This window comes from Streptomyces sp. NPDC059499 (assembly GCF_042749285.1).
Taxonomy (GTDB): domain Bacteria; phylum Actinomycetota; class Actinomycetes; order Streptomycetales; family Streptomycetaceae; genus Streptomyces.
Genome location: NZ_JBHYTT010000002.1, coordinates 342,578 through 364,817, shown reverse-complemented (window position 1 = coordinate 364,817; position 22,240 = coordinate 342,578). Strand labels below are relative to the sequence as shown.

The following is a 22,240-nucleotide window of genomic DNA, read 5'->3' as shown; positions in this document are numbered from 1 at the left end:
GACAGACGTGTGGCGCGGCTGCGGTCAGCGCTCGACGGGCCGGACCGTGACCGAGGTGGTCGAGAGGGTGGCCTCCACCCAGATCTCGGCGCCCCGTTCGACGGGAACCTCGCTCTTCGCGGAGAACTTCACGGTCTGGCCCGCGAGTCGCAGCAGGACCTCGCCGTAGCCGTCGGCCGGGATCGGGGTGACGACGGATCCGGAGGTGCCCACGAGGTCCTCGCCGCGCGGTGTGGCCGTGGTCTGATCCCGCATCAGGGCCCTGCTCAGCCTCCAGGTCAGCCAGGCTGCGACGAGCCCCGCCGCGGCACCGGCGGCGAGGGCCACCGGGGTGCCCGCGCCGGTGGTGCCGAGGACGATCGCGCCACCGAAGCCGAGCATGGAGATGAAGCCGGCGATGACGGGCAGGGAGAGCAGGCCGTCGAAGAAGCCGTTCAGCAGCCCGCCCAGCGCGTCGCCGAGGAGCCCTTCGAGGATCCCGTCGAAGATCAGGGAGAGCGTGAGAAGAGCGATTCCCGCAATGCCGAGACCGAGAAATATGGTCACGTGATCACTCCCCCGGCTTTCGATTTCCCCCGAAATGTTTCCGTCGAACTGCCTGAATGATCCCATACACCACCGGCCAGGGATACTGCCGGAGTCCGGCAGTCTTTACGCGGTTCCGATGCCGGAAAGGTGCCCGGCGAGCGTGTCCAGCGACTGGAACGTGGCGCCGAGCAGAGCGACATGCTTCCAGCGCAGCACCCCGTCGGGCCCGATCAGGAAGACGGAGCGCCGCACTCCGATGCCCGGCGCCGCGACCCCGTACGCCCGGGCGATGTCCCGTCCCGTGTCGGCCAGGAGCGGCATGCGCAACCGGTGGGTGCGGGCGAAGGACTCGTGGCTGTCCACACCCTGTGGACTGATTCCCCAGACCTCGGCGTCGAGGCCCTCGAAGGTCTCCAGGCCGGAGGAGTAGGAGCAGAGCTGCTTGGTGCAGACGGCCGTGTTGTCGCCGGGGTAGAAGGCGAGGACGACAGCCCGGCCGCGTGCGGCGGAGAGCGTGTAGTCGTGCCGCTCGAATGTGTCCTCGGCCAGTATTCCGCCGGGAAGCGTGAAGTCCTGGACGTTCTGGCCGATTTGGGGTCCTGATGCCATGACGGCAGCTCCCTTGGTCCGGTGCGTGAGTGGGTCCGTGCCTCGTACAGTGAACGGCACTTCCCACGTATCGACACGTTCGACCCATCCTTGCGCCGCCCGGCACCGAATATGGGAGGAGTGGGCGGGCACGGGCTCCGCACCCCGACCCGGAGGTACGCGTGGCCGAACGACCGCTGTCCGCAGCCGTGCTCGTCCTGCACGGCGGGTACGAGACGGGTCTGGCGCCGCCCCCGCCCGGCGTCATGAACCTGCCCGGCCTTCGGATGCTCCCGATCGCCCGCGCCGTCGCCCGGGCCGTCCGCCCCGCACCCGGTGTACGCGTCCGCCGGGTGCGCTACACCCACCGCGGCTGGAACGGCGCCCGCCAGGACCCGATGCGCGACGTCGTACGGGAGCTGGACGCCCTGCGGCGCGAGGCGGGCGACATCCCCGTGGTCCTCCTGGGCCACTCCATGGGTGCGCGTGCCGCTCTGCACGCCGCGGGCCATCCGCTGGTCCGCTCGGTGGTGGGCCTCGCCCCGTGGTGCCCGCCGGGGGATCCGGTCACCCAGCTCGCGGGGCGCGACGTCGTCCTGCTCCACAGCACCCGGGACCGTGTGACGAGCCCTCAGGCCACCCAGTCCCTCACGGCCAGGGCCCGCCGTGCGGGTGCCCGCACCTGCCTGGTCACCATCCGGGACAGCGACCACGCGATGCTCCGGCGCGCACCGTCCTGGCACCGCCTGACGGCCGACCTGGTCAGGGGCGTGCTGGGACTCGGGCCGCTTCCCGACGCGGTCACCGCCGCTCTGGAACTTCCGGTGGACGCATCGGCGGCCGACGGGACCATGGCGCTGGACAGCCTCCCCGCCGGGCCCGGCCGGCGGCCGGTACGGGGAGCGCCGCGCATCTGAGTCCGGGAGGTCCGGGCCGGAACGGCACTCGGGCGAAGCACGCGGGACGGCGCCGGCCCTGGTTCCGGCGCCCGTTGTCAGCGGCGGGTGCGAGGATCGGCGCCATGGAACCTCTGCTCCTCGCCGACATCGAAGCCGCCATCCGCAGCAGTTGGGACGCGGACACGACCACGCCCGAGCACCGGCCCCGGTGGGACCCGGACAACCCGGCGCGGGACCAGTGCGGAGTCACCGCGCTCGTGGTCAACGACCTGCTCGGCGGCGAGCTGATCAGGGGCGAGGTGACGGTCGGCGGGGAACAGACCGACTTCCACTGGTGGAACAGGCTGGGCCTGGGCATCGAGATCGACCTCACCCGGGAGCAGTTCGGACCGCACGAGGTCGTCACCGGCGGCACGGTGATCGACCGGCCGGCGGAGATCGTACGGCTCCGCGAGGAGTACGAGACGCTGCGCGGCCGGGTGCTGGAGCGGCTGCGCGGGCGGATACGGGTGGGTTCCGGCCGGTCGGTGTGATCGGTCAGCCGAGTTCGAGGCTGGTGATGCCGTACAGGCCCGCCCGGTCTGTTTCCGGTACGGGCCCGGCGTACATGCGGGCCGTGCCGAACGACGGGGCCAGGCCGAGCTGTTCCGCGAGGCGTACGGCCGCCGGGTTGATGTCGGGGACGTCGATCGCGACGGCGGTGTCCCGGGCGGTTGCCGCGAGCGCGCTCACGAGGGCGCCGGCCACCTCGGGGGAGTCGGCGTGGAGCGGCCCGATGCGCGAGGCGGCCCGGCAGGCGCGCAGCACGGCGAAGCCCACGAGCGAACCGTCACGGATCGCGGCGAGCGCCGTCCGCCGGGGCGCGGTGATCCAGGGGGCCAGGAAACTGTCGCGCGCCTCGGGGAAGAACCGCCGGTCGTACGCGCTGAGCATGCCGAAGGGGAGCGTCTGCGCGTCGACGAGCGTGACACCGGCCGGCGGTGCGACGTCCGTGGGCGCCACCCCCTCGTAACGCGCGTTGCTCCAGGCTGTGTGGAATCCGGACCTGCGGTAGTTGTCCTGCTGGGCGGGTACGCCGTCGAGTCCGACGGTGCGCCCGGAGAGCCGGGCCAGGCCGGCGCGCCAGACCTGGGTCCCGTACCCCCGGCCACGCAGCGACGGCCGGGTCAGGTAGAAGCCGAGAAAGCCGAAGCAGGCGCCGTAGCGCACGACGGAGACGGACGTGACGGGCTCGCCGTCGAGCCGGCCGATCAGGAAGCCGCACGGATCGGCGGCGAAGAAGGCCCGGTCGTCGGTGAGGCCGGGGTTCCAGCCCTCGTCATGGGCCCAGTCCCCCAGCATGGCGATGTCATCGGCGCTCGCGGTGGTGATCTCGAATGTCGGCACGGATCACCCGTACCCGGTACGGGACCCGTTGGCTCAGACGAGGAGGAAGAACGCCGCGGTCGCCGCACCGACGAACGCCCCCGCGGCCGTCTGCGCCACCGAGTGGTAGCGCAGCGCCACCCGCGACCAGCACACGGCGACCGCCGGTACACAGGCGGTCAGCCACCACAGGGAGTGCACCACGCAGAGCAGCGCCACCACGGCCGAGGCGACCGCCGAGTCCACCGAGATCTTCCAGACCGTGTTGACGGCAAGCAGCACGGTCGTCATCGCCCACAGGGCGACCATCGCGATCAGGATGCCCGCGGGGGCACCGCCGAGGACCATGATCAGCGAACCTGCGCCGAGGGAGCCGAGGATCACGAGGAAGATGGGCGCACGCTGGGTCCGGTCCACGACATGGCGGTCGCCCCAGGTGCCGCGGCTGCGCTCCCACTCCACGTACCCGGCGGGGACGAGCCCGGCACAGAGGGCGCCGAGGAGGCCCCAGGGCAGCCCGGTCCAGTCACCGGCGGACGCGAGTCCGATGGCGAGCATGCCGGCGAGCAGGACGTTGCGGGGCTGGAGGACGTCCGTGACCGTGCGGGCCGCCGTCGTGGTCCTGCTGCTGGTGCTCATACCGTGTTCTCCGGGGCTCGGCGGGCTCCGCCGGCCTCGTGATGCCGGTGGCCGGGCGTGACTGTAGCCCTTCACGACGGGGGATGCGTGAAGGGCTACTCCTGCAGTATGACCGCCGGCAGGGCGGCGGACAACTGACCGGCCGGTCAGTCGCGTTGGGGCATTCGAGGGAATCCTCGCAGCGCCCCGTGAGCGGTCCGGACGGCCCCACGGTCCGGGTGGGACGCCGCGAAGCGGGGAAATCTGTTCCGGTGGCGATAGACATGACCTACCGGTACGCCTAGGGTTTCTTGTGCAGCCGGGCCACATCAGTGGGTCGGCGCGCAGCAGAAGAGGTGCAGATGCCCCCGGAAACCCCCTCGCACGGCACGGACCGTCTCGACGACGACGACTACCCCGCGTACACGATGGGGCGGGCCGCGGAGATGATCGGTGCGACACCGGGTTTCCTCAGGGCCATCGGCGAGGCCCGCCTGATCACGCCCCTGCGCTCGGAGGGCGGCCATCGCCGCTACTCCCGTTACCAGCTGCGTATCGCCGCCCGCGCCCGCGAGCTGGTGGACGCCGGCACCCCGATCGACGCCGCCTGCCGCATCGTCATCCTGGAGGACCAGCTCGAGGAGGCCCTGCGCCTCAACGAGGAACTGCGGAGGCCCGTGGTGGGCCGGAGCGCCGCCGATTCCTGACCGGCGGGCGGGTGCATATCTGTTTTCGCCAGCACAGAAATACGCGCAATGAGCGGTGAAGGTTTATACCGTGCGCAGCGGAACGGTGCCGGAGTGATATGGCGTACAGCCCGCACCTGCCCAAATCGTGCTACTGTTGACCTCAGTTGCAGTTGTGGTTCCCAAAACTTCAAGTGCTCTCGCCGGTTCACTCGGGTGGGTGCACTTTTGTATTTCCGGTTTCTTCCGGACGGGGCAATCATTTGCGGCGACGTGGCTCGCACAGTGCGGGACACGGGCAACGCCCCGAAGGAGATATGACATGGCTACTGGCACCGTGAAGTGGTTCAACGCGGAAAAGGGTTTCGGCTTCATCGAGCAGGAGGGTGGCGGCGCTGACGTCTTCGCCCACTACTCGAACATCGCCGCCCAGGGCTTCCGCGAGCTGCAGGAAGGCCAGAAGGTGAACTTCGACGTCACGCAGGGCCAGAAGGGCCCGCAGGCGGAGAACATCACCCCCGCCTGATCACCTCAGGCGTATGGCGCAGCTGGGGCCCGCACCTTGGGGTGCGGGCCCCAGCTCGTTGTTGTTTCCCGGCACTGTGACCCCGGCGTCGTCGCCGCGGTAGGCCCAGTACGTGAATTTCTGGTGCACACGGGTCGTGCCGGAGCAGTCCCTTTGCAGTCATTCCGAAGCACCGCATACAGCTGATTACCGGCGGACGGGCTTCGTTCTTCATTATTTCATCGGCTCGTTCTTGCGATTCTTGGCGCCGTACTTGGCTGCAGCCGCCCGGAAAAAGAATCCCTCGATACGTGCCATTCGAGGGAAGGGTTCTCCATTGAACCGCGATCGCACAGCTCGCACGAACGACCGATTTTCTCGCACCCGTTCCGGCGGGCCCCAGAGCGGCCGCACGGCCAACGGATTCCGCTCGGCGGCTTCCAGCCGGCAGGGCGGCTCCGGCTCCCAGGGCCGCTCCGGCGGCGGACGCTCCGGAGGCTACGGCCGCCGGTCCTCCTCCGTCTCGGGTGAGTTCGCCCTTCCGGTGACCATCACCCCGGCACTCCCCGCCGCCGAGACGTTCGGCGACCTGGACATGCCCGCGCCCCTGCTGGCGGCGCTCGGCTCCGAGGGCATGACGGTGCCGTTCCCCATCCAGGCGGCGACCCTGCCGAACTCGCTCGCCGGGCGTGACGTCCTCGGCCGCGGCCGCACCGGTTCGGGCAAGACGCTCGCCTTCGGCCTCGCCCTGCTGGCCCGCACCGCGGGCAACCGCGCCGACGCGCGCCGTCCGCTGGCCCTGGTCCTCGTTCCCACCCGGGAGCTGGCCCAGCAGGTCACCGACGCGCTGACCCCGTACGCACGCTCCCTCAAGCTCCGGCTGGCCACGGTCGTCGGCGGCATGTCGATCGGCCGCCAGGCCAGTGCCCTGCGTGGTGGTGCCGAAGTCGTCGTGGCGACCCCGGGCCGACTGAAGGACCTCATCGAGCGCGGCGACTGCAGGCTCGACCGCGTCGCCATCACCGTCCTCGACGAGGCCGACCAGATGGCCGACATGGGCTTCATGCCCCAGGTCACCGAGCTGCTCGACCAGGTGAACCCCGAGGGCCAGCGGATGCTGTTCTCGGCCACCCTCGACCGCAACGTGGACCTTCTGGTCCGCCGCTACCTGCACGACCCGGTCGTCCACTCGGTCGACCCCGCGGCCGGTGCGGTGACGACGATGGAGCACCACGTGCTCTACGTCCAGGGTTCGGACAAGTACGCCACGACCACCGAGATCGCGGCCCGCGAGGGCCGGGTGATCATGTTCCTGGACACCAAGCACGCGGTGGACAAGCTCACCGACCACCTCCTGAACAGCGGTGTACGGGCTGCCGCCCTGCACGGCGGCAAGTCGCAGCCGCAGCGCACCCGCACCCTGGACCGGTTCAAGACCGGTCACGTCACGGTGCTGGTCGCCACGAACGTCGCGGCCCGCGGCATCCACGTCGACAACCTCGACCTCGTCGTCAACGTCGACCCGCCGAGCGACCACAAGGACTACCTGCACCGCGGCGGCCGTACCGCCCGTGCCGGGGAGTCCGGCAGTGTCGTCACGCTGGTGCTGCCCAACCAGCGCCGCGAGATGACCCGTCTGATGGCCGATGCGGGAATCACCCCGCAGGTCGCCCAGGTCCGCTCCGGCGAGGCCGAGCTCAGCCGCATCACCGGGGCGCAGGCGCCCTCGGGCGTCCCCGTGACCATCTCCGCGCCGCTGACGGAGCGGGGCAAGGGCAACGGCTCCTCCTCGCGCCGGCGTGGCAGCAGGCCCCCGCAGGGCCGCCGCTCCAACGCAGGCACCGCGAACCCCGAGGCGCGTGCGGCTGCCGCGCTGCGTCGGTCCAACCGGGCCGCCTAGACCTGACCGGCAGTCCCTTCCCGGCTTTCTCTACGACCCTGTTGAGGCACTATGCGCTGTGTCATCGCCCGCTTTCCCTTCGATCTGTTCAAGAACGAGGTGGAGGATTCGATGAAGGGCATCAAGCCCGAACCCGTCACCGGTGACGCGGTGGTCATCAGCCGCCGCGTCTACCCCGTCAAGCAGGTCGGGGAAGTGATCACCCGGCAGGACCGTCGCGACTTCAGCGCCGCCGAGGTGACCAGGGCGCTGTCGCGCCTGGGCTTCACCGTCCGTCCGGCCGAGGTGCCCGCCCCCGCGGTGCCCCTCACCCCGCTGGAGAACGCGTCCGCGATGCTCGGAACGCCTGGCAACGGCTGAACAGCCGACGCCGCCCGCTGAGAACCGCACCCCCTGGGCCCGGACGGGCACAGGGGGTGCGGTGCGTCAGGAGGGCGCCGGATCCGGGTGCCGCTTCTTCGCCCAGTCGAGCCGGGGCTCCACGACGTACCGGAAGACCCGCCGTACGGGCGGGCTGCACAGCAGCGTGACGACGGCCGCCGCGGCGAGCGACACAGCGATCCGGCCCGGCGGGGTGGAGACGATGCCGGCTTCGAAGAGGTCGAGGTGGATCGCCCCCTTGATGACGAAGCCGTGCAGCAGGTAGCCGTACAGCGTTCCCGCGCCGAGCGCCGTCATCCACAGCCGGCGGCTCGGCACCCAGGCCAGGAAGCAGGCGCTGAGCACCACGGCGCAGCCGAACAGGAGCAGCGTCACGAGGGCACCCGTCCAGGCGGGCGAGCCGAGCTGCTCGGCGCCGTACCGCCGGAAGAACCACGAGGTCGTCGTGCGCGGGACCGCCCAGTACGCCGCGGCCAGGGCGATCAGGCAGACCGGCACGGAGGCGATCCGCACGGCGCGGCTGCGCACCAGGTCGAAGTGCGCCGGCCGGAGCCGCAGGCCGAGTACGTAGAACGGCAGGAACTGCAGGACGCGCTGGAGCTGCAGATCACCGCCGATGTTGCTGGTCACCGCTCCCATGGCTGCGACGACCAGGGACAACGCCAGGGGCCACCGGACCGTCTGCCAGATCGGCGTGGTGAGACGCCACAGGAACAGCGCGGGCAGGAACCACAGCAGCCAGTACGGCGTGAGGGGGCTCAGCGGGAAGTCCGGGGTGCCCGTGAGGCGCTCGAACAGGGTGTACGCGATCTCGAAGACGGCGTAGGGCACGACCAGGCTGGTGACGAGCTTCCACACCCGCTCGGGACGCAGGTCGAAGCTGCGGGAGAAGTAACCGGCGATCATGATGAAGACCGGCATGTGGAAGGTGTAGACGAAGGTGTAGAGCGTCTCGACCAGGCGGCCGCTCCCGGGCATCGGCTCCCAGGCGTGCCCCATCGCCACGAGGACGATCGCCAGGTACTTCGCGTTGTCGAAGTACGGATCGCGGCCGGCCCGGGGCGCGGCCGGGGGCGCGGCCCCCGGGGAGGCCGGGCCCGGGGTCAGTGAGGTCAAGGACGGCATCCGGCCACCCTAATCACCCGCGCAAGCGCCCCGGGCCACGTGCCGAGGCCCGTCAGGGGACCAGGATCACCTTGCCGGTCGTCCGGCGTGCCAGCAGGTCCTCGTGGGCACGGCCGGCCTCGGCGAGCGGGTAGCTGCCGCCGGCCACGGGCCTGAGCCGTCCCGCGGCGGCCAGGGCGAAGAGCTCCTTGACCGGCCCGGAGACGGCGCCGGGCACAGCCAGGGTGGGACGCAGCCAGAATCCGACCACGGAGGCGTTGAGCCGGCCGAGCATGGCGGGGTCCACCGGGGTGAAGCCGGTGCGGGACGCGTTGCCGTAGGTCACCAGGCGGCCGAAGGACGCCAGAGAGGCCAGCGCCTGGTCGAAGAGTTCGCCACCGGCGGCGTCCAGGACGACGTCCGCCTTCTCCTGGAGCGGGTAGCTGATCACCGCGTCCGCGCCGAGGTCCAGCACGAGCCGCTCCTTGGCCGGGGAGGACACCTGGGCGAGCACCCGGCCCGCGCCGAACTCCCTGGCCAGCTGGACGGCGAGGCTGCCCACCCCGCCCGCGGCGGAGTGGACGACGACGGTCTCGCCGGTACGCAGCCGGGCCGAGGTGCGCAGCAGATGCCAGGCCGTTAGTCCCTGCACGAGCAGGGCGAGTGCCTCGGCGGCGCCCAGCTCCTCGGGCATGTCCAGCACGGCGGACTCCTTGGCGACCACCTGCTCCGCGTACCCGTGCGAAACCCGGGCCAGGACCCGCCTGCCGTCCGGAGTACGGCCGACGACCTCGCTGCCCGGTACGTACGGAAGGGCGTCGGCCGTCAGGTAGGAGCCGTCCACCTGGTGGGTGTCCGCGAAGTTCACCCCGGCGGCCTCGACGGTGATCAGCACCTCGCCGGGGCCCGGTACGGGGGCGGCCAGCTGGGTGGGCCGGAGGACTTCGGGACCGCCGAAGCGGTCGAACTGGATGGCGAGCATGTCGCACGGTATCGCGGTGGACCGGCGGGGCAGGGCGTCAGGGAAGCGGCTTTCGGCCACCTTCGGAGGACCGCACAGAAAACAGAACATCCGGTTTGTTAGAGTGCTCACTCTGAGTGGCTTCCTGATCGCGCCGCATGGGCAGCCGCTTCCGCAACCATCGGAACCCCGTACTCACCGGAGCGCCAGGATGGCCAAGCAGGATCGCGCCGTACGCACGCGTCAGGAGCTGATCCGGTCGGCCGCCGAGGCCTTCGACCGGAGTGGGTTCGCTCCGTCGTCACTCACGGAGATCAGTGTCGGAGCCGGAGTCAGCAGCGGTGCGCTGCACTTCCACTTCGGCAGCAAGCGCGCGCTGGGTGCCGCCGTCGAGTCCGAGGCGGCCCGGATCCTCCAGGACATCCTCGCCCCGCACCCCTGCGAACGGCCCGCGTCGTTGCGGAATCTGGTCGACACCTCGCACGTCCTGGCCCGCCGGCTCGCCGAGGACGTCGTGCTGCGCGCCGGGTTCGGTCTCGCCGGGGACGCCGCCTGGCAGGAGAACGTCGCACTGTGGGGGGTGTGGCACACCTGGGTCCGCTCCATGCTGACCCGGGCCCGCGCCGAAGGCGTCCTGGCGGCGGACGTCCTCATCGAGGACCTGGCGTCCGCGGTGACCGCGTCGGTGGTGGGAGCGCAGGCCCTGGGCCGCGCGGACTCGGACTGGTCGCCGCGGCAGGCTGTCGACCGGTTCTGGAATCTGCTGCTGCCGCGGATCAGCACGGCCATGGTCGGGCCCTGACATGCCTGCGAGACTGCGGCCATGAGCGATCTTCTGAACGGCAAAGTCGTCCTCATCACCGGGGCGAGCAGTGGTATCGGCGCAGCCGCGGCACGGGTCTTCTCCCAGGAAGGCGCGACGGTGGTGCTGGCCGCGCGCAGAGAGGACCGGCTGGCCGCGTTGGCCGCCGAATTGCGGGACAAAGGCGGTCAGGCGGCCCATGTCGTCTGTGATGTCACGGTGGCCAAGGACGCTGCCCGAGCAGTCGACTTCACGGTGAACACCTTTGGGCGCCTCGATTCCGCATTCAACAATGCGGGGCTCGGCGGCGACCGGACTCCGCTGCATCTGATGGGCGATGACGTCTACGACGCCGTCATGGACACGAATGTGCGGGGCGTCTGGAACTGTCTGCGCTACGAAATAGCGGCCATGCTGACGAACGGCGGGGCCTGCTCCATTGTGAACAACAGCAGTGTGGGCGGCCTGGTGGCCATTCCCGCCGCCGCGCCGTACATAGCGGCCAAACACGCGGTCGTCGGGCTCACCCGGGCCGCGGCCGACGAATACGCAAAGCAGGGAATCCGGGTCAACGCCGTGGCGCCCGGTACGACGCGCAGCGAGATCACCGCCGACTGGTTCGGGCGCAATCCGGGTCTGGAGGAGATGGTCAACGGCCTCACGCCGCAGGGCCGTACGGCCGAGCCGGAGGAGATCGCGAACGCGGTCGCCTGGCTGCTCAGTGACCGCTGTCCGTTCCTCACGGGCACGGTCCTGCCGGTGGACGGCGGCTTCGTCAACCAGTGAGCCGACGGCCTTCGGGGGCTGTCAGCCGCACGGCCCGCTCAGCCGGCCCCGGAACACGGTCTGCCCGTCCTGCGTCCCCGTGACCAGAACGGCGGACTGCCCGGGGCCGGGGGCGGGTACCGCCTCCGCCCCGATCCAGCAGGGCCGGTCGAACTCGACGTACCGCTCGAAGGTGCTGGCGACGGCGGTGGGTTCGAAGGGGAGGGGGTGCAGCAGTGCGAGCGCGGCCTGGTGGGCGGCCTCCATGAGGACGAGCCCCGGCACATGGTCGACCGGGTGGTCGTACAGGAGGAAGCTCTCCGTGTCGTGGCGCAGTTGCCACTGGTCCGGCCGTTCGCCGGGTGCCAGGACCACATCCGTGCCGCACGTCCGGCCGACGGTGCGGGGTTCGGCCGGCGCGGGCAGGGGCCATTCGTTCCAGCCCGCGGTGAGGTGCTCACCGCGAAGTCGGCGATAGGCGCCAGGAGATATCCAGCCGAACTCCGAATCGGCCCGCGCCACCATGGTGTTGTCGTGGAAGAGCCGTATATCCACACCCAGGGAACTGACGGTCCGTCTGTTTCTCTTCGGCTCGGCGACGGAGACCTCGACACCGAGGATGGACGGCCGGCCGGGGGAAACCCGGAATCCCGGAACGACCGTGAAGTCGAAGTGGTGCAGCAGGGTGTGATGCGACAGCGGAACGCCGTACGCTGCATGCGCTATGGCCAGGCCGCTCTGCCGGATGGTCTGTGTGAGTACCCGGGGGTCATAGCGCAGGCCGTCGCCGGGAGAGGGCCATCGGGCGGTGAGCGCGAACTCGCCGTCGTCGAGGCGCCGCCATCCGGTGACGAAAGCCGTGGTGGCGCGTCCGAGGTGGAGGTATTCCTTCGGTACCCCGCCCCGTACGTCGACGTGTGGCGGATGCGGGAATACAGGTACTTCTGGCACGGTCCCCCCCGGACTCTTGCGCAAAGCGGGCCCCTGGCGCTGATATGATACCGGTTCACCGGTATTTTTCGACCGAGCGCAGCGTCAAGTCAAGGGGAGCGCGAGTTGGCAAGACAGCAACGGGCGATCCGGACGCGCAGAGTCTTCCTCGAGGCCGCTGCCGAGGTCTTCGACGAGCACGGTTACGACGCCGCGACGATCGCCGCCATCCTCGAACGGGCAGGTCTCACGAGGGGCGCGCTGTACTTCCACTTCACCTCGAAGGAAGAGCTGGCCCGCGGCGTCCTCGAAGAGGCGGTGACCTCGGAGGGCGTCACACCCCAGACGTTCAAGCTTCAGGAATGGGTGGACACGGCGCTTCTGCTCGCCTACCGGCTGCCCAGAGAACCCATGCTCAGCGCGTCGATCCGGTTGTCCGTGGACCCTCGGGCGCGCGGACTGTTCGGTACCCGCTGGCCGGACTGGATCGCCCTGGGCAGTGAGATGCTCGTCGAGGCCAAGGAACGGGGCGAGCTGCTTCCGCACGTCGATCCGGTCATGACGTCGCGGCTGTTCGTCGGGGCATGGACCGGGGTCCAGCTGGTGACCGAGTCGATGGCGGAGCCGCCCGACCTGGTCGCCGAGATCTCCGCCCTCTTCGAGCTCATCCTTCCCAACAACGCCGTTCCCGGTGTGCTGGCGCGGCTGGACATCTCCCCGCACCGGGCGCAGCGTCTCCTCGAGGAGAGCAGAACGGCCGCCGCGTCCTGACCAGGCGTTCCGGCTTCACCCGAGTGGGTGCCTCGCGACTGCGAAGTGGCTGGTCAGGGGGCAGGGTGGCCCTATGTGGCTTCGTCGAACAGCCCTGGGCGCCATGGTGGTGCCGCTGACCGTCCTGGTGTTCCGGGATGCGCCGGTGCGGCTTGTCGCGCCCGAGCCGACCACTGCCAAGCCCGAGACGCCGCCCGCCGCGGCCCCGCGGCCGACGATCGTCACCCGGGCGGCCTGGCACGCGGACGAGAGCCTGGTCAAGGAGCACGCCACGTACACGGGCGCGGTCAACGCGGTCTTCGTCCACCACACCAACCACACCAATTACTACGACTGCGCCGATGCCCCCAGGATGCTCCGGGCGATGGAGGAGGACCACGTCTCCGGCGAGGGCTGGGACGACATCGGCTACAACTTCGTCGTGGACCGCTGCGGGACCATATACGAGGGCAGGGCCGGCGGTGTCGGACGGTCCGTACGCGGCGCGCACGCCACGGGGTTCAACGCCCACAGCGTAGGGATCGCGGCCCTGGGGAACTTCGGGCCCGGGGTGCCGGTACCGCTGGCTCTCATCGAGGGGATCGCAAAGGTGGGCGCGTGGAAGCTGCGCCGGGGCATCGACCCGACGGGCACCGTACGGATGGTCTCGACGAACGACGAGAGCCTGTACGAGCGGGGTGAGGTGGTCCGCCTCCACGCCGTGTCCGGCCACCGGGACACCTACCAGACCAGCTGCCCCGGCGAGGAGCTGTACGCGCAACTGCCGGCGATCCGTGAGGAGATGGCCCGGCTGCGGGAACCGCGCGCGTAACGCCCGGTCCCCGCGTCCCTTCCGGTCCGTACGAAAAGCCCCTAGCGCGCCACGAACTGCGTCAGGATCGCCTGCACTTCGTAGATGTCGACGCCCTTGGTGAAGGTCTTCTGGATCGGCACGGAGGTGCCGGAGACCCAGATCTTGAGCTCGGCGTCGAGGTCGAACGTGCCGGCCGTCTCGACCGCGAAGTGCGTGATGCTGCGGTACGGGACGGAGTGGTACTCGACCTTCTTGCCCGTGATCCCCTGCTTGTCGACGAGGACCAGCCTGCGGTCGGTGAACAGAATCGTGTCGCGGATCAGCAGGTACGCGGCGTGTATCTGCTCGCCCTGGCCGAGCAGCCGTGCGTAGTCCCGCTGTGCCGCGGCCGGGTCGACCGTGTGAGCGTTGCCGAACAGTGCCATGCGAAAGCCTCCACCCGAGTGAATGTGCGGGCGTTGAACGCGTCAAAGCCCATCAAAAAGCATATCGGCGGCTTATCTGTACGTGCCCTTGAAAGCTTTCGGAGCACAGCGGAGGAATACCGTCATGCCGGCATCACCCCTCGCCAAGCGGCCCGTCGAATCGGCGCTTGCCCTTCTGCTGATTCTGCTGAGCGTGCTGGGCCTGGCAGGCCGCAGCGCCGCGGAGACGCCGGCCCGGGCAGTCCCGGCACAGGCTGCCCCGGCTCAGCCGGTCGACGCTCAGGCGGTCACCGTCCGGGCAGCCACCGTGCAGAGTGTCGCCGCTCCGGCCTTCGTCACGGGCACCGACTGGGACCGCATCGCCGCGTGCGAGAGCAACGGCCGCTGGAACATTAACACCGGCAACGGCTACCACGGGGGCCTGCAGTTCGCACCTTCGACCTGGCGGGCGTACGGCGGCGGGCGGTACGCGCCGCGCGCCGACCTCGCCACCCGGTCCGAACAGATCGCCGTCGGTGAACGCGTCGCCCGTTCGCAGGGACTGTCCGCCTGGCCCACCTGCGGACGCCTCGGCGCCAACCGGACGTCGACACCGCAGTCCGGCAGCACCGACCGGCGGAACGAGACGGCACAGGCCACCCCGAACCGGCAGTCGACCGGCGGTTCGAGCAACGCGCAGAGTCATTCACCGAAGGCGTCCGGAACCCACGGAGCCGGTGGAGCCGTCGAAACCTCGGAGGCCGCTGAGGCCGTCGACTCCCACGAGCTCGCCGGTGAGCGGACCTACGTCGTCGAGCCGGGAGACTGCCTCTCCGTCATCGCCGAGCGTGCGGCCGTACCCGGTGGCGCCGACGAGCTGTACATGATCAACAGCGACATGCTCGACCACGGACCGGACCTCATCTACCCCGGTCAGCGTCTGAGGCTGGCCATCTGAGCCAGGCATGCCCGGCTCGTGGTGCCGGTCATCGGTCGGCGACGGCAGTGTCCCCGCGGTTGCGGGCGGCCTTACCCGAACTCGCTGCCCCGGTCTCCTCCGCCTCGGCCGTGTACGCCGAGCACTCGGGATTCCGACACGGACCCGGACCCCATACGGGGACGAAGATTCCGAGGGTCTTGTGTCGCTTCAGCTTCGTCTCGACGTGGTGCTTGCAGGCCGGACACGCGTGCTCCGCCTGTCGTTCGTGCTTACGCTCGATTCTGGCCATGCTTTTACGGTAGCCCTACAGCGGACATGCCGACAGTTTTCCATAGTTTTTACTTCAATCTTCCGGGGTGCCTGCCCCGTTCTGAGGCCCGTACAGCTGCATCAGCCGCTCACGGGTTCCGTACAGCCGCTCCGCGACCGTCTCGGCGACGTACTTGTACACCGCACGGCCCAGCTCCGCGTCGTCGTCGCACAGGGCACGCACGGCCGCCGCATCGAACTCCACCGCCCGTCCCGCATGAACGACATGCGCGCCCAGGTGCCACACATGGGGAGGGAAGAGCCACGACCAGCCGAGGAGGTCGTCACGGCCCAGCGTCTCGACGACCGCCGCACGCCGCCCGGGTACCCGGATGTCGATCTCGACCCGGCCGGACCGGATGATCCAGAAGCGGTCGGCCCGCCGGCCCTCTTCGAATACGCGCGCGTCCAGCACCAGGGGAACCTCGTGCGACGCCCCGGCGAGCAGGCGAGCCCGGCTCTCCGACGGGAGCGCGTCCAGCAGACTCCGGGTCTTCGGCATGAGGGCCTCGCTCCCTGTGAAACGTCATGACGGCCGCGAGGCCACCAGTACGCCGATCCTGTCGATGCGGTGTTCGGGATTGTCCCTGTCGTCGCGCCAGAAGTTGCCCGCAGCGTTGTCCTCGGGCGTGGCGCAGGTGGAGAGCGTGATCATCGCCCTGGTCGGGTTCTCCCCCGGGGAGCCGGGGACCTCGGCGCGCTGCTCGGCGAGGGAGCGCTCGGACCGGAAGGAGGTCGTCCTGGACTCGGTGATCCGGTACTCGTACACCGTGCCGCCCTCCGTGACGAAGACGGAGTCGCCCTTCTCGACGGACGGGAGCTCGCGCAGCGGGCCGCCCGCGGAGAGCCGGTGGGCCGTCACGAGATAGTTGCCGACCTCGCCCGGGCCCACGCCGCCGTCCTTGCCGTACGGGCTGGCCGCGACGCCGCGGTTCTGGATGCGGGTCCCCGGCCAGTCGTCCGTCGTCCCCTTGTACGGAACCACGCGCAGATCGGTGAGGCCGATGGACGGGATGGAGAGGGTCGCGGTCTCGGTCCGGGGATCGGTCCGGTCGGCCGGTGGCTGCGCCGGGTCCGTGGTCGGTGCCGGTGCGGCCGGCGCCGGAGCGGCCGGTGCTGCGGCCAGGACGGGGGCCGGTGCTGCGGCCTGCCCGGCCGTCGCTGCCGAGCAGCCGGCGGCCAGCGCCACGAGTATCGCGCCCGCGAGCGCCCGGGGGACTCTTCGGAGACTGTGCATGGGGAGATCCGGATCGGTTGCCGGCAGGTGCCGGAGCGGACCGCGGTCCACGGCCCGCTCCTCCCAGTACACCACCGCTTCCCGGTCGGGCGCTCCCCCGACGGGTTCCGCTCAGCCGGGTTCCGGGGCCGCGAGCAGGTCGCGCACCTCCTCCGCGGTCGTCTCCCGGAGCTCTTCCCCGACGAGCAGCCAGCGGGTGATGCCGACCGATTCCAGGAAGGCCAGATCATGGCCGGCGATCACGAGCGCTCCCTCGTAGGCGTCCAGCGCGCTCGCCAGCTGCCGCACGCTCGCCATGTCCAGGTTGTTGGTCGGCTCGTCGAGCATCAGCAGCTGAGGGGCGGGCGAGGCGAGCATCGTCGCCGCAAGTGCGGCACGGAAGCGTTCGCCGCCCGAGAGGGTGCCCGCCGGCTGTTCGGCGCGCGCCCCCTTGAAGAGGAACCGTGCGAGCTGGGCGCGGATGTGGTTGTCGGTGATCCCCGGAGCCAGCCGGGCCACGTTCGCCGCGACGCTCAGCTCCTCGTCCAGCACATCGAGGCGCTGGGGGAGGAAGCGCAGCGGTACGTAGGTCCTGGCCTCGCCCGACAGCGGTGCGAGCTCCCCGGTGAGGGTCCGAAGCAGCGTCGTCTTCCCCGCGCCGTTCCGTCCGACCAGGGCGATGCGTTCGGGCCCCTTCACCTGGAGCTCGCCGTCGCGCAGCGCGCCGAACCGCGGGTGCAGCCCGTGCAGGCTCAGGACGGTGCGGCCCGCGGGGACGGCGGTGTGGGGGAGGCTCACCCGGATCTCGGCGTCGTCGCGGATCGCGTCCGCGGCCTCGTCGAGCCGCTCGCGCGCCTCCTGCAGGCGGTCCTCATGAAGGCCGCGCAGCTTGCCCGCCGACTCCTGCGCGGACCGCTTGTGCGCCCCGGCGACGATGCGCGGGGCCCGCCGCTCGGCGTCCATCTTCTTGTTGTGGCGCTGCCGGCGGGCCACCTTGATCCGGGTCTCCTCCAGTTCGCGCTTCTGCCGGCGCACGTCCGACTCGGCGGACCGCAGCATGCGTCCCGCCGCTTCCTGCTGGGTGGCCACCGCCTCCTCGTAGTCGGACCAGCCGCCTCCGTACCAGCTCACGGATCCGGACCGCAGCTCGGCGATGCGGTCCATGCGTTCCAGCAGGTCGCGGTCGTGGCTGACCACGACGAGCACGCCGGAGCGCCAGGACTCGACGGCTTCGTAGAGCCTGCGGCGCGCGAACAGGTCGAGGTTGTTGGTCGGTTCGTCGAGCAGCAGGACGTCGGGGCGCTCCAGCAGCAGGGCTGCCAGGCGCAGCAGTACCGTCTCGCCGCCGGACAGCTCCCCGACCGTGCGGTCGAGGTCGATGCCGCCGAGTCCGAGCGAGCCCAGGGTCGCCAGGGCCCGTTCCTCGACGTCCCAGTCGTCGCCGACGGCCTCGAAGTGCTCGTCGGCGACGTCGCCGGCCTCGATGGCGCGCAGCGCCGTGCGCCGCTCGGCGATGCCGAGGGCAGCATCCACGCGCAGCCCCGTGTCGAGGGTGAGGTTCTGCGGAAGGTAGGCGAGGCTGCCCCCCACCGTCACCGAGCCCTGGGCGGGGCGCAGCCGTCCGGCCAGCAGACGCAGCAGGGTGGACTTGCCGGAGCCGTTGCCGCCGACGAGGCCGGTGCGGCCCCGGCCGATGCCGAGGGAGAGCCCGTCGAAGACCTCCGTGCCGTCGGGCCAGCGGAAGGACAGGGCGGAGCAGGTGAGGGAAGCCGTGGGCGTGAGGGGGTGGGACATGGTGATCCTCGCAGTCGCAAGCACAGGAACAGGGGCTTCGTATGCGAGCACCACGCGGCGACCGGGCCATGGGAAAAGGGGTGCGGTCCTCCGGAGTGCGGGGGACGGCTCATGCACCGAGGTCGCATCCACGCGGGGTCACGGGGCGGCAGGAAAGCCGACGGCAGCGTGACAGGGCTACGGCGAAGTGCCGTACCGCGCGATGATCGCGAACCTCAGATGCGCAACGTCCACCTCTATCGGAGACAACAGGACCACACGACTGTAGCGCAACGGGGCGGGGGCCCGCCGGTGCGCGGGGATGCCCGGTCCCGGCAGCGGGGACGTACTGCCGGGACCGGGACGCTGTCACGCCTTGGAACAGACGGATCCGTTCAGCGCGAAGGAAGCGGGCTGCCCGGTGTTACCCGTATGGCTCGCCTGGAGGCCGATCTGGACCGAGCCGCCGGGGGCGATCGTGCCGTTGTACGCGACGTTCCTGGCCGTCACCGCACCGCTGCTCGGGCTGTACGTCGCTCCCCAGCCGGAGGTGATGGTCTGGCCCGCGGGCAGGGTGAAGGCGAGCGACCAGCCGCCGATCGCCGCGGCGGAGGTGTTGGTGAGGGTGAGGGTCGCGGTCAGGCCGGTGTTCCAGGCGCTGGTCGTGTAGCCCACCCGGCAGGCACCCGGCTCCGGGTCGGGGTCGGGCGGGGTGGTCGTGGTGCCGTCCAGTCCGAAGAACGTCAGGGCCCGGGCCGCCATGCCGCCGGTCGGCAGGGAGTGGCCGACGCCCTGGACGCTGATGGCCTCCACGGGGGCCTGGTTGCCGGTGGCGCCGTAACGGGTGCGGGTCCAGCCGGACTGCGGGGTGTCGGTGGCCGCCGGGGTGCGGCTCACGCCGTGGACATCGGTCCACTGGTCGATCTGCTCGGCGAAGTTCGGGTAGCGCAGCGTGCTGTCCTCGGTGCCGTGCCAGATCTGCATCCGGGGCCGGGCACCGCTGTACCCGGGATACGCCGCACGCACCAGGGCGCCCCACGCCTGCGGGGTCCTGTCGACCGTGCCGTTGGCGCAGGCGCTGTTCCAGCCCGATCCGTCGGTGGTGGCGAAGCAGGAGTGCGGTACGCCCATGAACGCGGCCCCCGCCTTGAAGACGTCGGGGTAGTTGCCCAGCAGGACGTTGGTCATCATGGCGCCCGAGGAGGCTCCGGTGACGTAGATCCGGCCCGAGTCGGCGCCGTACCGCTGCTGGACGTACGAGACCATGGACCGGATGCCCACGGGGTCGCTGCCCCCGTCACGCTTGAGGGCCTGCGGCGAGGAGACGTCGAAGCAGTTGCCGCTCCTGGTCGCCGAGGGGTACACGACGATGAACCCGTACCGGTCGGCGAGCGAGGCGAACTCCGTGCCCGAGTGGAACGCCGGGCCCGATCCTGTGCAGTAGTGCACCGCCACCAGGACGGCCGGCCGCTGCTGGACGGTGTCCGGCACGTACACGTGCATCCTCAGACCGCTCGGGTTGCTGCCGAAGGAGGTCACCTCCGTCAGCGAGGCGGCGGACGCCGGGGGCGCGACGGCGAGGAGGAGCGCCGACACGAGGGGCAGGACGCCCGCGAGGAGGGCTGTCAGCAGCGCTCGCACCGATCGCCTTCCGGCCTCCGGTGCGTGCAGGGATCTGTCGGTCATGTAACTGTCCTTTCTAGACTGCCGGTTGTGAAGGGACTGCTGTGAAGGGACTGTTGCTGCGGCTGTCGGCGCTGGACGCGGACGCCGCCACCGCCGTGCGCGTGATCGCCCACTTCGAGGCCCTGCTGGGGGGCGGCCCGGATCCGGTGTCCCTGACGCGGTCGACCGCGGGCCTGGCCGGCTGTGCGGCGGGCCTCCAGCTGCCCGACGGGCGGGCGGCACGTTTCGGACCGGACGGCGTCGCCCTGCCGGGCGTACCCGCGCGGGTCTCCGGCCGGGTGGAGCTGGAGCCGTCCGGCGGTGTCTGGCTGGAACGGCCCGGTGCGCCGGGGCCGTTCGACGAGCTCGTCCTGGAGTGGATGGCCATCACGGCCCGGGTGCTCGCGGGCCGCCCCTGGCAGCCCCGGGTGCCGACCGCGGCCGATCCGGCCCTGGTGGAACTGGTGCTGTCCGGGCGTGAGGACGCCACGGACCGGATCCGCGCGCTGCGGCTGCTGGGCCTTGCCCCCGATGTGCCGCTGCGGGTGGTCGCGGTGACCGGCCGGCCGGGGGCGGACGCCGGGCTGGAGGCGGTGGCGCTGCTGGGGCGGGGTGCTGTGCGGGGCACGGTCCGGGTGGCGCGGGCCGGTGCGCTGGGGGCGGTGCTGGTGCAGGGTCCGGACGCGGCAGGGCCCGGTTCCCGTACGGCGTCGACGACCGCGGAACTACGGTCGGCCCTGCACGAACGGGGCCGTGAGCGGGGGACGGCCCACCGTCCCGCGCACGCGGTACGGGTGGGGGTCGGCGGGTCCGCCGCCCCGCTGGACGCGCGGCTCTCGTGGGAACAGGCGCGTTCCGCCCTGCGGTTCGCCGTGGCGGGCACTCCCGAGGAGTCGGTGGCGGACCACGGTGAACTCGGCCCGGTCGCGCTGCTGGCGGACATCCCGGTGGAGCGGCTGCGTGCCCAGGAGGACGTACGGCGCCTGACGAAGCTGGCCTGCGGCGAGGCGGCGGGACAGGGCGGCGACCTCCTGGCCGCGCTGGCCGCGTTCTGCCGTACGGGCTCGCTCCGGCAGGCCGCCGTGGAACTCCACCTGCACCACAGCTCGGTGGCGGCTCGGCTGGCCCACGTCGAGAAGGAACTCGGCCTCCGGCTGCGTGATCCGCGGGACCGGTTCGGTGCCCAGCTCGCCCTGTACGCATGGCGGCTGGCGCGGACCGACAACGGCGCCGACGGCGAGGAGGGTGACGGCACGGGCGGATGAGCGCGCACCGGCCTACCGCCCCAGTGCCGTGCGGAGCACCGCGACCGCCTCGGCGGTCGCGTTCCGTATGACGGCGGCGTGCTCCACGGCCCATGCCCCGTGGAAGGTCCCGGGGAACAGTCGCAGCTCCGCGGGTACGCCGGCGGCCCGGAGCGCGCGGGCGTAGTCGGCGCCCTCGTCCCGCAGCGGGTCGAACTCCATCACCGACACATAGGCGGGCGGCAGTCCCGACAGGGCGGCGGCCCCGGCACGGGCCGGTGCCGCGTACGGGGAGACGCCCGCGGTGCCCCGTACCCCTTCCCCCAGGTAGGCCTCCCAGCTCAGGTGGGCGCTGCGCCGGTTCCATACGGGGGTGTCGGTGAACTGCCGTGCGCTCGACGTCTCCAGCCGGTCGTCGAGCGCGGGGCTGCACAGATGCTGGAAACAGACGGCGGGCCCTCCGCGGTCCCGGGCGAGCAGGGTGAGGGCGGCGGCGAGTCCCGCTCCGGCGCTGTCGCCCCACAGGGCGATCCGGTCGGCCCGGACCCCCAGCTCCACGGCGTTCGCCGCGAGTCCGGCGAGTCCGGCGTAGCAGTCCTCCAGGGGTGCGGGGAAGGGGTGTTCGGGGGCGAGCCGGTAGTCGACGGAGACCACGAGCGCCGTCAGTTCCCGGCAGAGCAGCAGATTCCAGTCGTGGTCGACGTCCGGCGAGCCCAGGACGAAGCCGCCGCCGTGGATGCTGTAGACGGCGGGCAGCGGCCCCTGCGCGGACCGGGGCCGGTACAGCCGCAGCGCGACGTCCGGCGCGTGGTCCGGGCCCGGGACGGTGACCTCCCGGACGTCCACCCCCGCGGTGTCCGCCCCCGTGAGGGACGCGGTCAGCTGCCGGGCCTGCGCGGCCCTGGCGGCGCCCACGTCCGTGATGTCGACCTCGGGCATCATCGTGAGCGCGGCGGCCAGTTCCGGATCGAAACGGTGGTGCGAGAGCATGCCCCTCCTCCGGTCCGGGCCGCGGGCGGCGGCGTCGTGAGTGAGACGGTGTCACGGTGCGTTCCCCCAGGTCATCCGACATGTGTCGGGTCAATGGCCGCAT

Annotated in this window: 24 protein-coding genes and 2 pseudogenes; 12 read left to right on the top strand and 14 right to left on the bottom strand. The window is 71.1% G+C overall.

Annotated features, from left to right (window positions below; all coding sequences use genetic code 11):
* Window positions 1–24: 24 nt before the first annotated feature.
* Window positions 25–546: an NfeD family protein gene (locus tag ACFW9O_RS07035; protein WP_351166173.1), complete on the bottom strand. Its 522-nt coding sequence runs from the start codon at window positions 544–546 to the stop codon at window positions 25–27.
* A gap of 105 nt (window positions 547–651) precedes the next feature.
* Window positions 652–1,137 carry a peroxiredoxin gene (locus tag ACFW9O_RS07030; RefSeq protein WP_351166171.1) on the bottom strand — a complete coding sequence of 162 codons (486 nt, stop codon included), beginning with the start codon at window positions 1,135–1,137 and terminating at the stop codon, window positions 652–654.
* A gap of 161 nt (window positions 1,138–1,298) precedes the next feature.
* Here ACFW9O_RS07030 and ACFW9O_RS07025 point away from each other — a divergent pair, with 161 nt between their 5' ends.
* On the top strand, window positions 1,299–2,033 hold the full coding sequence (locus tag ACFW9O_RS07025) for an alpha/beta hydrolase (protein ID WP_384606014.1): 735 nt from the start codon (window positions 1,299–1,301) through the stop codon (window positions 2,031–2,033).
* 104 nt (window positions 2,034–2,137) lie between these two features.
* Window positions 2,138–2,548: a hypothetical protein gene (locus ACFW9O_RS07020; RefSeq protein ID WP_384606011.1), complete on the top strand. Its 411-nt coding sequence runs from the start codon at window positions 2,138–2,140 to the stop codon at window positions 2,546–2,548.
* A gap of 4 nt (window positions 2,549–2,552) precedes the next feature.
* Here the strand turns inward: ACFW9O_RS07020 and ACFW9O_RS07015 are convergent, their stop codons facing one another.
* Window positions 2,553–3,401: a GNAT family N-acetyltransferase gene (locus ACFW9O_RS07015; RefSeq protein ID WP_384606009.1), complete on the bottom strand. Its 849-nt coding sequence runs from the start codon at window positions 3,399–3,401 to the stop codon at window positions 2,553–2,555.
* Between the two features lie 33 nt (window positions 3,402–3,434).
* Window positions 3,435–4,019 carry a hypothetical protein gene (locus ACFW9O_RS07010; RefSeq protein ID WP_351166163.1) on the bottom strand — a complete coding sequence of 195 codons (585 nt, stop codon included), beginning with the start codon at window positions 4,017–4,019 and terminating at the stop codon, window positions 3,435–3,437.
* Window positions 4,020–4,360: 341 nt separating this feature from the next.
* Here ACFW9O_RS07010 and ACFW9O_RS07005 point away from each other — a divergent pair, with 341 nt between their 5' ends.
* The 4 genes from ACFW9O_RS07005 to ACFW9O_RS06990 all read left to right on the top strand — a co-directional run bounded on the left by ACFW9O_RS07005 (window position 4,361) and on the right by ACFW9O_RS06990 (window position 7,449).
* Window positions 4,361–4,705: a MerR family transcriptional regulator gene (locus tag ACFW9O_RS07005; RefSeq protein ID WP_384606006.1), complete on the top strand. Its 345-nt coding sequence runs from the start codon at window positions 4,361–4,363 to the stop codon at window positions 4,703–4,705.
* Window positions 4,706–5,006: 301 nt separating this feature from the next.
* Window positions 5,007–5,210, top strand: coding sequence for a cold-shock protein (locus tag ACFW9O_RS07000; protein WP_031090619.1), 204 nt, complete (start codon window positions 5,007–5,009; stop codon window positions 5,208–5,210).
* Window positions 5,211–5,526: 316 nt separating this feature from the next.
* Window positions 5,527–7,089: a DEAD/DEAH box helicase gene (locus ACFW9O_RS06995; protein WP_384606003.1), complete on the top strand. Its 1,563-nt coding sequence runs from the start codon at window positions 5,527–5,529 to the stop codon at window positions 7,087–7,089.
* Between the two features lie 51 nt (window positions 7,090–7,140).
* On the top strand, window positions 7,141–7,449 hold the full coding sequence (locus tag ACFW9O_RS06990; RefSeq protein WP_384606000.1) for an SCO5918 family protein: 309 nt from the start codon (window positions 7,141–7,143) through the stop codon (window positions 7,447–7,449).
* Between the two features lie 66 nt (window positions 7,450–7,515).
* Here ACFW9O_RS06990 and ACFW9O_RS06985 read toward each other — a convergent pair whose 3' ends face one another.
* Entirely contained in the window at window positions 7,516–8,595 is a 1,080-nt protein-coding gene (locus ACFW9O_RS06985) for an acyltransferase family protein (protein WP_384605997.1), read from the bottom strand.
* Window positions 8,596–8,647: 52 nt separating this feature from the next.
* Window positions 8,648–9,556: a zinc-binding alcohol dehydrogenase family protein gene (locus tag ACFW9O_RS06980; RefSeq protein WP_384605994.1), complete on the bottom strand. Its 909-nt coding sequence runs from the start codon at window positions 9,554–9,556 to the stop codon at window positions 8,648–8,650.
* Window positions 9,557–9,746: 190 nt separating this feature from the next.
* Here ACFW9O_RS06980 and ACFW9O_RS06975 point away from each other — a divergent pair, with 190 nt between their 5' ends.
* Both ACFW9O_RS06975 and ACFW9O_RS06970 read left to right on the top strand, forming a co-directional pair.
* On the top strand, window positions 9,747–10,337 hold the full coding sequence (locus ACFW9O_RS06975) for a ScbR family autoregulator-binding transcription factor (protein WP_384605991.1): 591 nt from the start codon (window positions 9,747–9,749) through the stop codon (window positions 10,335–10,337).
* Window positions 10,338–10,358: 21 nt separating this feature from the next.
* Complete coding sequence (locus ACFW9O_RS06970) at window positions 10,359–11,123, top strand: SDR family oxidoreductase (protein ID WP_384605988.1); 765 nt, start codon at window positions 10,359–10,361, stop codon at window positions 11,121–11,123.
* A 21-nt stretch (window positions 11,124–11,144) separates the two neighbouring features.
* Here ACFW9O_RS06970 and ACFW9O_RS06965 read toward each other — a convergent pair whose 3' ends face one another.
* On the bottom strand, window positions 11,145–12,053 hold the full coding sequence (locus ACFW9O_RS06965; protein ID WP_384605986.1) for a ScbA/BarX family gamma-butyrolactone biosynthesis protein: 909 nt from the start codon (window positions 12,051–12,053) through the stop codon (window positions 11,145–11,147).
* Window positions 12,054–12,158: 105 nt separating this feature from the next.
* On the opposite strand from ACFW9O_RS06965, the gene ACFW9O_RS06960 reads away from it, so the two are divergent.
* Window positions 12,159–12,803, top strand: coding sequence for a ScbR family autoregulator-binding transcription factor (locus ACFW9O_RS06960; protein ID WP_351166147.1), 645 nt, complete (start codon window positions 12,159–12,161; stop codon window positions 12,801–12,803).
* A gap of 73 nt (window positions 12,804–12,876) precedes the next feature.
* Window positions 12,877–13,614: a peptidoglycan recognition protein gene (locus tag ACFW9O_RS06955; protein ID WP_384605983.1), complete on the top strand. Its 738-nt coding sequence runs from the start codon at window positions 12,877–12,879 to the stop codon at window positions 13,612–13,614.
* Between the two features lie 41 nt (window positions 13,615–13,655).
* On the opposite strand, the gene ACFW9O_RS06950 is transcribed toward ACFW9O_RS06955, so the two are convergent.
* Complete coding sequence (locus ACFW9O_RS06950) at window positions 13,656–14,021, bottom strand: PH domain-containing protein (RefSeq protein ID WP_351166143.1); 366 nt, start codon at window positions 14,019–14,021, stop codon at window positions 13,656–13,658.
* A gap of 124 nt (window positions 14,022–14,145) precedes the next feature.
* On the opposite strand from ACFW9O_RS06950, the gene ACFW9O_RS06945 reads away from it, so the two are divergent.
* Window positions 14,146–14,958 (top strand): transglycosylase family protein, encoded by an 813-nt coding sequence (locus tag ACFW9O_RS06945; RefSeq protein WP_384605980.1) that lies wholly within the window; start codon window positions 14,146–14,148, stop codon window positions 14,956–14,958.
* A gap of 325 nt (window positions 14,959–15,283) precedes the next feature.
* On the opposite strand, the gene ACFW9O_RS06940 is transcribed toward ACFW9O_RS06945, so the two are convergent.
* From ACFW9O_RS06940 to ACFW9O_RS06920, 5 genes and pseudogenes are all read right to left on the bottom strand, one after another.
* Window positions 15,284–15,751 (bottom strand): cyclic nucleotide-binding domain-containing protein, encoded by a 468-nt coding sequence (locus ACFW9O_RS06940; RefSeq protein WP_384605978.1) that lies wholly within the window; start codon window positions 15,749–15,751, stop codon window positions 15,284–15,286.
* Between the two features lie 24 nt (window positions 15,752–15,775).
* Window positions 15,776–16,486: a class E sortase gene (locus tag ACFW9O_RS06935; protein ID WP_384605975.1), complete on the bottom strand. Its 711-nt coding sequence runs from the start codon at window positions 16,484–16,486 to the stop codon at window positions 15,776–15,778.
* A 296-nt stretch (window positions 16,487–16,782) separates the two neighbouring features.
* A pseudogene (locus ACFW9O_RS06930) lies at window positions 16,783–17,428 on the bottom strand (ATP-binding cassette domain-containing protein); the annotation flags it as partial.
* A 231-nt stretch (window positions 17,429–17,659) separates the two neighbouring features.
* Window positions 17,660–18,259, bottom strand: a pseudogene (locus ACFW9O_RS06925) (ATP-binding cassette domain-containing protein); the annotation flags it as partial.
* Between the two features lie 348 nt (window positions 18,260–18,607).
* Window positions 18,608–19,924: a PHB depolymerase family esterase gene (locus tag ACFW9O_RS06920; protein ID WP_384605973.1), complete on the bottom strand. Its 1,317-nt coding sequence runs from the start codon at window positions 19,922–19,924 to the stop codon at window positions 18,608–18,610.
* A gap of 41 nt (window positions 19,925–19,965) precedes the next feature.
* On the opposite strand from ACFW9O_RS06920, the gene ACFW9O_RS06915 reads away from it, so the two are divergent.
* Complete coding sequence (locus tag ACFW9O_RS06915; RefSeq protein ID WP_384605970.1) at window positions 19,966–21,168, top strand: PucR family transcriptional regulator; 1,203 nt, start codon at window positions 19,966–19,968, stop codon at window positions 21,166–21,168.
* Between the two features lie 12 nt (window positions 21,169–21,180).
* Here ACFW9O_RS06915 and ACFW9O_RS06910 read toward each other — a convergent pair whose 3' ends face one another.
* Window positions 21,181–22,137: an alpha/beta hydrolase gene (locus ACFW9O_RS06910; protein ID WP_351166127.1), complete on the bottom strand. Its 957-nt coding sequence runs from the start codon at window positions 22,135–22,137 to the stop codon at window positions 21,181–21,183.
* Between the last annotated feature and the right edge of the window lie 103 nt (window positions 22,138–22,240).

Bases quoted from the DNA above. Each gene is read 5' to 3' on its own strand.
- ACFW9O_RS07030 (WP_351166171.1), bottom strand. From the start codon at position 1,137: ATGGCATCAGGACCCCAAATCGGCCAGAACGTCCAGGACTTCACGCTT.
- ACFW9O_RS07020 (WP_384606011.1), top strand. From the start codon at position 2,138: ATGGAACCTCTGCTCCTCGCCGACATCGAAGCCGCCATCCGCAGCAGT.
- ACFW9O_RS07010 (WP_351166163.1), bottom strand. From the start codon at position 4,019: ATGAGCACCAGCAGCAGGACCACGACGGCGGCCCGCACGGTCACGGAC.
- ACFW9O_RS07005 (WP_384606006.1), top strand. From the start codon at position 4,361: ATGCCCCCGGAAACCCCCTCGCACGGCACGGACCGTCTCGACGACGAC.
- ACFW9O_RS07000 (WP_031090619.1), top strand. From the start codon at position 5,007: ATGGCTACTGGCACCGTGAAGTGGTTCAACGCGGAAAAGGGTTTCGGC.
- ACFW9O_RS06990 (WP_384606000.1), top strand. From the start codon at position 7,141: ATGCGCTGTGTCATCGCCCGCTTTCCCTTCGATCTGTTCAAGAACGAG.
- ACFW9O_RS06985 (WP_384605997.1), bottom strand. From the start codon at position 8,595: ATGCCGTCCTTGACCTCACTGACCCCGGGCCCGGCCTCCCCGGGGGCC.
- ACFW9O_RS06980 (WP_384605994.1), bottom strand. From the start codon at position 9,556: ATGCTCGCCATCCAGTTCGACCGCTTCGGCGGTCCCGAAGTCCTCCGG.
- ACFW9O_RS06975 (WP_384605991.1), top strand. From the start codon at position 9,747: ATGGCCAAGCAGGATCGCGCCGTACGCACGCGTCAGGAGCTGATCCGG.
- ACFW9O_RS06970 (WP_384605988.1), top strand. From the start codon at position 10,359: ATGAGCGATCTTCTGAACGGCAAAGTCGTCCTCATCACCGGGGCGAGC.
- ACFW9O_RS06955 (WP_384605983.1), top strand. From the start codon at position 12,877: ATGTGGCTTCGTCGAACAGCCCTGGGCGCCATGGTGGTGCCGCTGACC.
- ACFW9O_RS06950 (WP_351166143.1), bottom strand. From the start codon at position 14,021: ATGGCACTGTTCGGCAACGCTCACACGGTCGACCCGGCCGCGGCACAG.
- ACFW9O_RS06945 (WP_384605980.1), top strand. From the start codon at position 14,146: ATGCCGGCATCACCCCTCGCCAAGCGGCCCGTCGAATCGGCGCTTGCC.
- ACFW9O_RS06940 (WP_384605978.1), bottom strand. From the start codon at position 15,751: ATGCCGAAGACCCGGAGTCTGCTGGACGCGCTCCCGTCGGAGAGCCGG.
- ACFW9O_RS06935 (WP_384605975.1), bottom strand. From the start codon at position 16,486: ATGCACAGTCTCCGAAGAGTCCCCCGGGCGCTCGCGGGCGCGATACTC.
- ACFW9O_RS06920 (WP_384605973.1), bottom strand. From the start codon at position 19,924: ATGACCGACAGATCCCTGCACGCACCGGAGGCCGGAAGGCGATCGGTG.
- ACFW9O_RS06910 (WP_351166127.1), bottom strand. From the start codon at position 22,137: ATGCTCTCGCACCACCGTTTCGATCCGGAACTGGCCGCCGCGCTCACG.